An 11779-nucleotide genomic window follows, 5' to 3' on the forward strand; every position below is an offset into this window, starting at 1 on the left:
ATAATTATTCGGGGGTTCGCTTCATTCTGATAATTAGTTCTGAAATAAAGAGTAATAATACAATAGATCCATAAATACCAATCGTGTAGCTCGTAGTATAAGCCAATCCGAAACTCTGATGAAGAAGGGTAGTCATGAGATGAATGAACATGTTCGTAAAACAGAAGGCATAACTTCGGATCATCCAGTTCCGGTGTTGGATCATGTGTTTCTTTTTAATCTGTATAAGAGCCGTAATTGTAATAAACAGCCATAGGATATTTAGCGCATTGAAGCCCATACTGCTTATCTTTCCGCCAGTGGCGTAAGGGGCCATATATCCGGATGTCAGTACAACAAGCAGGACGGATACGATGTATACATAACCGTTTATGCGGTGGAACTTGCGGCTCTTTTCAAAGATTCGGTTAGAGAAGTTAATCAATCCGGACGCCATGGCCAAACATGCAAATGCAACATGAACGTACATAACATTCAGCCAGATTGGAAGATTAAGCTCACGCTTCAAACCCGTCTTTTGGCTTAAAAATCCCGAAGCTTCCGGGTCAATCCAATAGTTCTTTATCAAAGCATACAGGATAAATAAAATGCTGACACAAGCCAACCATCCATATGATGTTGTCCGTTTCTTCATATCATTCCACAACCTCCGAGACTACTTTTTGTTACTCCTAGATAAGCGGGCTAGTTTATTCGTTTTCCTGTTAATTTGGATGCAGGAAGGAGGCCGGCCTTAGCGATTCCACTCATCTGATCTCCGTCTGCGCCAACTTCAAATTTCAAATTCAAACGCATAGGTTTGGTGATCGCCAAAGACCAAGTCAGTTTGTTGTTGTAAAACACAGGGTTCAGAAACGCAATCGTTTCATCGCCTTGTGTTGCTGTACCTTCGATCACATTGTTACTTGTCGTTATGCAGAGCTTGACCTCCAGCTTACCGACAGGTGTAGCGATTGTCGCATCCCAATTTCCGGCGAAGAGGGAAGCCTCTGTATTTTGGTTATGTATTGGGGCAGAGGTCACCACCGATTGGTTTTTTACAATGTTCGATTCATTGTCCGTCAACACATGGGGAGTGCCTGGCTCAATTCCATCCTCCCTCCAAACCGTTCCTCTTCGTTCGTACTCGAACAACTGCTCTACTGCGTGGGCGATGCGTGGTCCCAGTTCACGTTCCACCAGATACAGCGCGACATCGAGCCCCGAGGTCACACCGCCGCCGGTAACCAGATTCCCATCATCCACTACACGTGCAGGGACTGGAATTGCCCCGGTTGCACCAAGTAGTTCCATACCCAAACGATGCGTTACCGCAGCTCTGCCTTCCAGGAGTCCTCCCATGGCTAACAAAAGGGAACCGCCGCAGACCGTAGCCACTACAACGTTTTTGTGTTCGAGAGCTGCCCTGATCATTGTTGTTAATTCCGTATTCATGGCCCTGCCCAGAATAGCTGGAATCGAGTTTGGACCATCGCCTTCAACCTCACCGGCTGCGCCAGGCACAAGTATGATACCCGGACGTGCCGGGTCCAGTGTCCCGTTCGCCTCAATTTTCAATCCATTTATACCGCTAGTCACAGATCTTGGTCCTTCAGCCGTAACCAGTTCTACCGTTAACGCGTTGTCGATATGCATGGAAGCGGAGCAAAATACTTCATAAGGCGCAATGGCATCCAGTAGATCGAAGCCATCAAATAACACGATTTGTACAGTTATCATTCATCCAACCCCCTTATCTTTATTTGGTCAAAAGATCTTTCAGCCTGTGATATTCGTCTTCGTCAATTTCGCCTTTAGCCATTCGACTTTTCAAAATCAAAGGGATGTCACAATCTTCCCTGCTGCGATCATTGTTATTATGACGAATCATGTATATACGAAGCGTCACGAAGCAAAACAGCGTGAGACAAAACAAAGATCCAAAGTAAAAAAATGAGAATCCACTATGCTCCATACGATAACCTCCTTTTTCTGCTGCGTTGGACGAATTAGAATGTAGGTCGTCCATACTCACAGGTAAAATCATAACAAACGAATATCTCAAACAAAGTCGTAAAAAGGTCACAAAACTATAAACAAATCATCACAAAATATAACCTCGTCTTGGTTCGAAAAGAAAAAATGATAAACTAGATGGTAGAGGTGGGATAAGTATGAGTATGTTGAATACGATACTCGTCGTTGACGATGACCAAAGTATCGTTGAGTTATTAAGGGATTTTCTGGAGAATGACAACTTTCACGTCATGACTGCTTGTGATACGGAACAAGCGTGGGGCATACTCCAGCAACATTCCATAGATTGCATTGTTCTGGACATCATGATGCCGGGACCAAATGGATTTGAGCTATGTCGTCGAATCCGAGCTGAAAATAATGTTCCCATCCTTTTCTTGAGTGCGCGCAGTGATGATGTGGATAAGATTCGAGGTCTGACGCTCGGCGGAGATGATTATATCGTCAAAACGGCTTCGCCTGGGGAAATCGTTGCCAGAGTAAAAGCCGTTTTACGACGTTCCGCTTCCCGGCAGACCATAGAGGAGAAGGTGCTGGATTATGGTCGCCTCCAGTTAAATTTGTCTGCAAGAGAAGTTGTTGTGGAAGGTAAAAATGTTGAGCTTACACCTAAGGAATATGAGTTACTCCGATATTTTGCTGAACACCCGAGACATGTGTTCTCCTATGAACAATTACTCGCGAAATTTTGGGATGGGGTGGGAGACAGGCACACCATTCGAGTCCACCTTAGCCGCCTTCGGGAGAAAATTGAGTTCGATCCCAACCATCAATTCCTGATCAACGTATGGGGAGTAGGGTACCGCTTCGAAGGAGGATAACATGAGAAAACTGCGCATTCGTACATTTACTATGCTTTGTTTATTCTTCTTACTTACGTTGCCGTGGATCTTTTTTGTTACGGCTCACTTTATGGACAATCAGACGTTTAGCATTTCGAATAGCCACCAGCAAAATGAAACGTTGCAAACACATCTGACCGAGATGATCCACATGATTGAAGTTAACACGGATCAATGGACGGATCCAAGCTGGCAAAACAAATTACAAACCCAATTGCGACAAGCAAAGATGGATGTGGTCATCGAGTCTTCATCGAATTCGGAAATTTATCGTTCCAGCCCGAAGCGTCACAGTCGGATATCGTCGACTGAACAGTTCTCTGTCATTGAAGATGGACAATTAATTGGTAGGGTTGTTCTATATCTGCCTAAGTCCAATGGGGGACAACTGATTTCCGCATTTGTTGGACTGCTGCTTGCTTTCTTTGTTGTTGGTGTAGAGATGAGAAGATTCCTTCTCAAACCCCTTGAGAAAATGAGCAGAGCAGCTAGACAAATTGCGACAGGACACTTGGATGTGCAGTTGCCTAAGTCCAGAATCGCGGAAATCGCTGAAGTTCGCGACGGATTCGAGGCGATGGTAGAAGGGCTGGAACAATCCCATCGGAAACAAGTGGAGCTGGAGGAAGAACGCAGATTTGTTATCGCAGCAGTCGCGCATGATTTACGTACGCCTTTGTTCGCTTTGCGAGGGTATTTGGATGGATTGGAGCAAGGTATTGCACAATCACCAGAACAAGTAACCCGATATATAACCGTCTGCAAAGAGAAATCTGCTCAACTGGACCGATTGGTAGAAGACCTTTTTACGTTTACAAAAATGGAGTATTTGGAAAGTGAACTTAACAACAAAACGCTAAATCTAACACAGATTTTCCGAAAGTCGATGGACAGTTTGAGTCCGCAGGCTGGGCAAAAACATATCTCGATCTTAAACGACTCTGCAGATGAGTGTTTCATTAGCGGCGATTCGCATTTATTGGAGCGTGCCATGAACAATATGTTGGAAAATGCCGTAAGATACACACCTTCAGGTGGGGAAGTTACGGTCCAATGCTACAAAGAAGGCGATAAGATCAAGTTTACGATACGTGACACTGGACCTGGGTTCTCATCTGAAGAACTGGAGCGTGTGTTTGAACCCTTATATCGGGGGGAAGCATCTCGAAGTCGTACAACTGGGGGCAGTGGATTGGGTTTAACGATCTCACAACGAATCATGAAGCAACACGGAGGCGAACTTGCCGTAAGAAATCATTCTGAAGGCGGGGCCTTGCTTGCTGGCTGGTTACCAGCAACTGATCTGAATTGATCCATATGAAAAACAGACCACCAGGTGCAGCAGGTTAAGGTACTCAACTTGGCCTGGTGGAACAATTGAGGGTAGTGTAGGGGAAATAAGACCAACTTATCAAAAGCTACCGCATTATTTAATCGGTATCCAGATTTGGGGTGGTTGATTGGGCCCCGGATATACTTCCAGCTCAGGTATACCAGCATGCTCATAAGGATTAGAAGGGAACCATTCGGAAATAATCTGTTTCCACAGACTCTGCATACTCTCCGGCATCGGACCTTGCACTTCGAATACACTCCACTTGGAAGCACGAATCTTGAATGATAATAATCCTTCTGGCACCTCACCATCATAAGCCGTTGCAATCCAGTATTCCATTTGCTTCTCCTGAATCTCGTTCTGATCCACACATACTCCAAGTAATCCATGAATTGCACCATTGTTCAGTTTAAATAAACGATCTTCTGTACCACTCGTATACGCTTCTTGCCACATCTTCGCAATTCCTCGTAAATTTTCCCCATCTACATAAGAGAAAGCTTGTTTGATTCCAACTAACGTGAACTCGGCTTGTTCAACAATTTTGTAATTCATCGGTTCTGCTCCTTTTAGACTCAATTGAATGACCAATCGATTATACGATGTGATAGAGGTACTATTCTTGCGTGCTTCAGTAGGTGCAATCCCGTGTTGTCTACGAAACGCTTTCGAAAAAGATTCAGGAGTGTCAAAACCATACTTGTGAGCCAGATCGATAATTTTGTGATCACTCTGCAAAAGTTCATTTGCTGCCAATGTTAATCGTCTCCGTCTTATATATTCGGCTACTGTAACATCAGTTAACAAGGAAAAAGTACGTTGAAAATGGAAGGGGGAAATATATGCTTGAGCGGAAATCTGCTCGATCGTCATATTTTCAAGTAAATGGTCTTCCATATAATGAATAGCTATCTGTAATGACTCGATCCAGTTCATATCGTTAATCGCTCCTTGAGTTCTATAGTAAACGAATACATATCCAAAAGCCTGTCATTATGTGCTGTGATTTGTCCGGTTAGGATAGTAGAGGAGGGCCAGTTATTCGCTAGTATAGCGCCATGGGCATAAAAAAAGATGACCCCGATGATTCAAGGGCCATCTTCTGATAGCTCAATTCCGCAGTAATTGATTTAAATCGTCCATAATCCAGCTTTGATAAAAAATAAATTGAACGCGAAAAAACGCTGTGATATAATCGATAGCGTCATTGAGAAATAAAATCCGGATATGTATTCATCATTACTCCTATTCTTAGTTTACATCTGGAACTTGGATTTGTCAATGCTCTTTTTTAGCTCAAAAAATGGAAAAAGGAGTGGGTTCAGGAATGATGGAAACAAAGGATTGGCAACAGGAACAGGAACGGTTGGAAATGGTCAGAAACAAATTGCAGGTGAGAATCTCTGAACTGGAGCCGGAGGTTGCTGGACTGCATGATCAGGCTACGGATATCCGTAAGCGGTTCTGGGAAGAAGTTACGATGAACACAAGTACCAACGAAGATTTCGAAGAGTCGTTCTATACAATTAATCAACAGTCCGCAGTATTGGCCGAAAGGGAGCGCGGCCACAAGCGGTTGACGCAGCAATGGAAAAACTTGAAACGTCTGCTCCCGTCACCTTATTTCGGACGTATTGATTTCAAGGAGAAGGGACTGAATCTCGACGAGCAAATCTATATTGGTGTATCTTCCTTCGTCGATCAGGACGGATTGAGCTTTCTGATCTATGACTGGCGTACACCAATAGCAAGCCTGTACTACGATTCCTCCCCCGGACCGGCTTCGTATGGCACCCCAGCCGGACAAATCGAAGGCACGATGGAGCTTAAACGGCAGTTTCAGATTCAAAATGGAAATATTGTCAACATGTTTGATGCAAGTGAAACGATCGGAGACAATTTGCTGCAGCAGGTGCTAGGCAATGGTGCAAACTCGCAAATGAAGAGTATCGTGGCAACGATTCAGAAGGAACAAAACGCCATCATCCGCAATGATAAAAGCCGAATGCTTATCGTGCAGGGGGCTGCCGGCAGTGGTAAAACCTCCGCAGCTTTGCAGCGGGTAGCATACTTGCTGTACAAACACCGTCAGACCATCAAGGCGGATCAAATCGTTCTTTTTTCACCCAATCCGATGTTTGCCAGCTATATCTCTACTGTCCTTCCAGAGCTCGGTGAAGAGAACATGCAGCAGACAACGTTTCAAGAATATCTCGACTATTGGCTGGATTCCTCGTTACGGCCGGAGGACGCCTTTGATCAGATTGAATTTGTCCTGACTGCACAAGGTACACCAGGGTATGAGGCTCGTCTTCAGGGGATCGAGTATAAAACTTCCGAGGTTTTCTTGCAGGCCCTGCAGAACTATGGAATATGGTTGGGACGGGAAGGCATGCGATTCAATGGTATTCGGATACAGGAGCGCGAATTCATTACAGCAGAGCGGATGAAAACCAAATTTTACGAGTATGACAATGCTCTGCCGCTAATCAATCGTGTTGTTCTCTTGCAGGAGTGGCTATTGAATGAACTCTCATCGCTGGAGCGATTGGAATGGGAAGCGCCTTGGGTACAGGAGGAGTTGAACTATCTCGATACGGAGCAGTATGTGGAGGCTTTCGGGATGCTGCATACGGAGAAAGAAGTATTCGACGTTGCGGAACGATATGCAGCAGTTCTCAAAAATAATAACAAGCGTCGTGGAGATGAAGGCGACTTTGATTTCACTCAGAGAGAGGAAGAGCTGCTCCGCCGAAGGATCGTCAAAGAATACTTTAAACCACTAAAGAAAAGTGTGAAGAAATTCTCTTTTGTAGATATCAAAGGCATATATAGCCAATTGTTTGTGGATGAGGCTACTTATCAGGAGAAAACGACTGGAGCTTTCGTTCCCACCCTATGGCCACAGATCTGCAGGCAGACCAAGGAAATGTTAGATCGAAACGAGTTATTTCACGAAGATGCGACTCCGTATTTATATGTAAAAGAATTGATTGAGGGTGTCCGGACGAACACGGAAATTCGGTATGTTTTTGTTGATGAGGGCCAAGATTATTCCTCGTTTCAATATGAATACCTGAAAAAACTGTTTCCTCGTGCCCAAATGACGGTGCTCGGTGATTTCGGGCAAGCAATCTTCATGCAGTCAACAAGCTTGGCCGGGGAGAATTCGCCGCTGGTCCGCCTTTTTGGCGAAGCTGAGACAAGTCTGTTCTGCCTTTTACGCAGCTATCGTTCGACTAGAGAGATTGTTGAATTTACAAAATCGATGCTTCCAGACGGGGAAGACATTGTACCTTTTGATAGGGAAGGCCCCAAACCCCTTCTGACTAAGTTGGACAGCAGGGAGAACCGTGATTCGCAAATTTGGGCAGACATTACTGCACTCAAGGCCGAGGGTCTCGAATCCATCGCCATCATTACGAAGACCGCAGCCGAGAGCCGCAAGGCTCTTGAATCATTACGAATTCAAGGGAACGAAACTCTGCAGCTCATTACTAAGGAGACGGCGAATTTTGAAAAAGGAGTGATGGTTATTCCGGTCTATCTCGCCAAGGGTGTCGAGTTCGATGCAGTCTTGGTGTATGATGCTTCACCTGAAGCTTACAGTCGCGACAATGAACGCAAACTTCTTTATACCGCGTGTACACGGGCGATGCACCGGCTTCATCTGTATACGACTGGTAATTGGTCTCCATTCGTGGAATCATTATCTGCGAATTTGTATGAATTATCGTCTTTCACAGCCCTTGATTAACTTCGTTTCGCATGTATACAGATAGCCTTGGCCATTAATCAGCCAAGGCTTTTTTTTGTGAATTATATTAGGATGCATAATGGATTTATCTTAAATGAGAGGTCGTGAGGAGAAGAGGAGGTCCGTCATTTATAGCGATTTGTACTCTTCGATAATGACATCAATCACATGTTTGCCCCAATTTGAAGCTTCCGAGCTGTGTTCATTCCATGCATAAGTGATGAGTGCTTTCCACAGAGCCCAGCCACGTGCACGATTAACCATATCTGGGTCAACATTCATGCAGCTCAGAAATATTTCGCGGCTTGCGTCGTCAAAAAAGTTCCATGCCATCACCAGGTCGCTTGAAGGATCACCGACACCCATAGTTCCGAAATCAATGACACCGGACAAACGTCCATCTTGCACGAGCAGATTGCCCACGGCAACGTCACCATGAAGCCAAAGCGGTGTTGATTGATATCTCGTCGCAAGGGCTGTTTCCCATATTTCAGTGAGGAGTTTTTGATCGTATTGCTTTGAACCGGATAAGCTCTCAATGACGGACCTAGTATCTTGATCGTAAACCGCTAAGTTTCCTCCACGATGAAAGTTTTGTATTCCTGCCGGAATACCGTGTCTTGCATCAATCGCTTCTAATTCTTTCAGAAAACTCGCGAGGTCTTCGGCAAATGCGTTTAGATTCGGTACGTTGGCATGTGTGACGGTCTCGCCTTCAATCCAACGGTTAATCGACCAAGGAAGGGGATACAGGTCCGTCGCTGTGCCTTTTGCTACAGGAACCGGGATCGGGAGGGAGAGAAGAGGTTTGAAAACAGGGAGCCACGTCAGTTCTTTCTCCACCGCCGAGGCGTAACTTTCATGGCTCGGTAGACGAATCGTCATTTCGCATCCCAGTCTATAAGTGCGGTTATCGTGGCCACTTTTTTCTACAGGTGTTATTGCTAAATCTTTCCACTCGGGAAATTGGCTATCCACTAATTGACGGACCAGTTCAGGGGTTATTTCAATCATTCCTTCGCCTCTTTCTATTGAAAGTTGGTGGGGATCTAAACCATACATAAATCTTAACCATTCATCTTCATTTCATCAAGGCTTGGCATACGCCTGAGATCATTCCATAAATAGCGGTGGAAACTGCGCAAAAATAAGAAAGAAATGAGAACAATACGTTGATAGCAATGATGAACAGTTCTGTATATCGATTAACTTTAGCTTAGTTTAAATAGCATATTTTATATACGAAAGGAGATAGTACTGTAATGCAAGTATTGTTTCTTTTTCTACATAATTTGACCAAATAAGCGGGCAGATTCAATTGAATACTAAAATGGGGGCGTACTAAATGATCCTTAAAACCATACTCGCAATCATTCTCTTGTATAGTGTCTACGTTTTTTTCACAGCTTACCTTTTATTTTTGGTTCCATCTCCATCTAAAATTGAGAATACAGATATTGAAAAAACGTTAACAGAAGGAAATACAACAGATCGCGTGATGCTCTTGGAGGACGGATTTCGCTCCGGTCAGGTGAGAATTCAGACCATTCGAGAGGCTACAACAAGCATCGACCTGACGTATTACTCCATCCAAAAAGGGAAAACTTCTCAACTCGTTTTTGCTGCTTTATTCGATGCAGCTGATCGAGGCGTTCATATTCGAATCATTTTAGACGGGATTTTTCACAATTTGCGCGGAGAATTGCGTGATATTCCAGATGCCATTGCAGCCCATCCTAATATTGAACTAAGGTATTATGAGCCACTTCATCTGCTTAAACCATGGACATGGCATAACCGTCTGCATGACAAGATCCTCCTTGTCGACAACACATTTGGCATTATCGGCGGCCGGAATATTGGCGATAAATACATGGCTTTGCAGCCCCCAAAAGATCATGTATTCGATCGGGACGTTCTTGTTTACAATCCATACCATGACACGAACAGCACGGTTGTTGAAATGAAAAAATATATAGATCGGTTATGGAACCATCCATTCACCAAACCAGAAAAACATGCAAAACGCCAGCATCATGCAAAAGGGTTAAAAGAGCAGGCTCAATTGGCTCAGTTATATAAAGAAGCTCAGGCTCAGAACGATCCTTTTGTTGAAGTATTGCCGAAAAAATGGGCTCAGGCGTCCCTACAATCCGACCACGTTATGTTCATTCATAATCCAATCACAAGGTTTTATAAAGAACCTATGATGTGGAATGTTTTTGTTCGATTCGCAAATCAAGCACAATCGAAAGTTTATCTGCAGATGCCATATGCGATTCCTACCCAAAAAATGCGTAAAGCAGTAAACGTGTCGATCAATCAAAATGTAAATGTAGAATATCTCATGCTAACGAACTCAATCAATCAAACACCGAACCCCTTGGCTTTCGCCGGGTACTTAAGTTCTAAGAAACAGCTGCTTGATACCGGTCTTTCCATTTACGAATATGAAGGTCCTAACTCCATTCATGGCAAATCATTTGTCATTGATGATTACCTCAGCATGGTTGGTTCGTTTAATGTGGATGCCAGATCCACCTTTCTGAATACAGAGTCTGCCGTGGTCATTTCCAGTCCTGCATTCGCGAGCCAATTAACTGAGGCGATGGATAACAAACGTGCAAATAGTACTCACTTTACTACAGATGATCACTCTAAAAAATCCACAAATCAGAAGGGCTCTTCCTTCAAACGAATGGCCATTACAGCTTTATCGAAATTGTCATTTCTTTGGAAAGCTTTTTTGTAGAGATTAAAAAAGGGCTATCCCAATCATTAGCATGACAGGATACACCCAAACAAAACCGAATCGTATCATCTTAGCCATTTAACTACTCAAAATTGAAGTCTTCATCCGTCAGTGGTACTACATTCAAAGCACGGATATAACCGTTGCCTTTCTTGGAGAAAAAGTCATGCTGTTTGGTGTGAGTACTAATCCCGTTTAACACAATCGGGTTCACTTCCTCATCTTCAAATAACGGCTCAAAGCCGAGGTTCATCATCGCTTTGTTTGCATTATAGCGAAGGAAGGCTTCCACTTCCTCGGTTAAATGAATAGGGGAATATAATTCCTCCGTGTAGTGCAACTCATTTTGATGAAGAACCTGGATCAGATCAACCAAACTCTGGTACATTTGGTTTCGCTCCATTTCATCAAAGCTTGTGTATATTTCCTGTGCCAACACACCCACATATACACCGTGAATACTTTCATCCCGCAGAATCAGATCAATGATCTCACCACTGCAAGTCAGCTTGCCTTGTCCAGCCAAATAGAGGGGATAGAAGAATCCGCTGTAAAACAAATAACTCTCCAAGAGTACGGAAGCAGCCATGGCCATATACAGATCTTTTGCCGTTTCAATGCTCGTGTAGTACTGACGTATAATCGTCGCTTTGGTTTGCAGATATGGATTTTCTTCCACCCATTTAAATACACTGTCAATCTCTTCGGTTGATGCCAACGTGGTAAAAATACTGCTATACGATTTGGCATGAATTTGTTCCATCATCGCCATGAAGCTAAGTACGGCTTTGCGCTGTAATCCATCAACATGCTCCATAATCTGGGGCATACCCACACCGCCCTGAATGGTATCCAGAAGGGTTAACCCACCAAGCACTTTCATATATGCTTCTTTTTCTATATCACGAAGCGTTACCCAGGTCATTTTATCATCGGATAAAGGTATCTCGTCATCGGTCCAAAATTGCATAATGTTCTGATTCCAGAACATCAGTGTGAAGTCATCATCTGCACGATTCCAGTTCACAGCTTGAATTGCCGGCATGTATATCCAACTCCAATCATAATGCCCAATT

General features: G+C 43.9%; 10 protein-coding genes. 4 read left to right on the top strand and 6 right to left on the bottom strand.

The window, feature by feature from the left end; all coding sequences use genetic code 11:
• Nucleotides 1-4: 4 nt before the first annotated feature.
• The 3 genes from ACFTRD_RS11240 to ACFTRD_RS11250 are packed head-to-tail and all read right to left on the bottom strand — an operon-like array spanning nt 5 to nt 1954.
• On the bottom strand, nt 5-634 hold the full coding sequence (locus ACFTRD_RS11240; RefSeq protein WP_379379765.1) for a DUF2306 domain-containing protein: 630 nt from the start codon (nt 632-634) through the stop codon (nt 5-7).
• A 50-nt stretch (nt 635-684) separates the two neighbouring features.
• A complete protein-coding gene (locus ACFTRD_RS11245; protein ID WP_379379767.1) occupies nt 685-1719 on the bottom strand; it encodes a DJ-1/PfpI family protein in 1035 nt (344 codons plus the stop codon).
• A 19-nt stretch (nt 1720-1738) separates the two neighbouring features.
• Entirely contained in the window at nt 1739-1954 is a 216-nt protein-coding gene (locus tag ACFTRD_RS11250) for an SHOCT domain-containing protein (protein WP_379379769.1), read from the bottom strand.
• A gap of 199 nt (nt 1955-2153) precedes the next feature.
• Between ACFTRD_RS11250 and ACFTRD_RS11255 the strand changes: the two genes are divergently transcribed.
• Together ACFTRD_RS11255 and ACFTRD_RS11260 are read left to right on the top strand one after the other, a co-directional pair.
• Nucleotides 2154-2837 carry a response regulator transcription factor gene (locus ACFTRD_RS11255; RefSeq protein ID WP_379379771.1) on the top strand — a complete coding sequence of 228 codons (684 nt, stop codon included), beginning with the start codon at nt 2154-2156 and terminating at the stop codon, nt 2835-2837.
• Between the two features lies 1 nt (nt 2838).
• Entirely contained in the window at nt 2839-4170 is a 1332-nt protein-coding gene (locus tag ACFTRD_RS11260; protein WP_379379773.1) for a sensor histidine kinase, read from the top strand.
• 114 nt (nt 4171-4284) lie between these two features.
• Here the strand turns inward: ACFTRD_RS11260 and ACFTRD_RS11265 are convergent, their stop codons facing one another.
• A complete protein-coding gene (locus ACFTRD_RS11265; protein WP_379379775.1) occupies nt 4285-5130 on the bottom strand; it encodes an AraC family transcriptional regulator in 846 nt (281 codons plus the stop codon).
• A 394-nt stretch (nt 5131-5524) separates the two neighbouring features.
• On the opposite strand from ACFTRD_RS11265, the gene helD reads away from it, so the two are divergent.
• Nucleotides 5525-7951 (top strand): RNA polymerase recycling motor HelD, encoded by a 2427-nt coding sequence (gene helD / locus ACFTRD_RS11270; protein WP_379381312.1) that lies wholly within the window; start codon nt 5525-5527, stop codon nt 7949-7951.
• A 129-nt stretch (nt 7952-8080) separates the two neighbouring features.
• Here the strand turns inward: helD and ACFTRD_RS11275 are convergent, their stop codons facing one another.
• Nucleotides 8081-8965, bottom strand: a complete 885-nt coding sequence (locus tag ACFTRD_RS11275; protein WP_379379777.1) for an aminoglycoside phosphotransferase family protein — start codon at nt 8963-8965, stop codon at nt 8081-8083.
• Between the two features lie 331 nt (nt 8966-9296).
• Between ACFTRD_RS11275 and ACFTRD_RS11280 the strand changes: the two genes are divergently transcribed.
• Nucleotides 9297-10703, top strand: a complete 1407-nt coding sequence (locus ACFTRD_RS11280; protein ID WP_379379779.1) for a phospholipase D-like domain-containing protein — start codon at nt 9297-9299, stop codon at nt 10701-10703.
• Between the two features lie 82 nt (nt 10704-10785).
• Here the strand turns inward: ACFTRD_RS11280 and nrdF are convergent, their stop codons facing one another.
• The gene (gene nrdF / locus ACFTRD_RS11285) at nt 10786-11748 is read right to left on the bottom strand and encodes a class 1b ribonucleoside-diphosphate reductase subunit beta (RefSeq protein ID WP_379379781.1); all 963 of its coding nucleotides are present in this window, start codon (nt 11746-11748) and stop codon (nt 10786-10788) included.
• Nucleotides 11749-11779 lie beyond the last annotated feature (31 nt).

It is taken from the genome of Paenibacillus sp. NPDC056933 (assembly GCF_042674385.1).
Taxonomy (GTDB): domain Bacteria; phylum Bacillota; class Bacilli; order Paenibacillales; family Paenibacillaceae; genus Paenibacillus.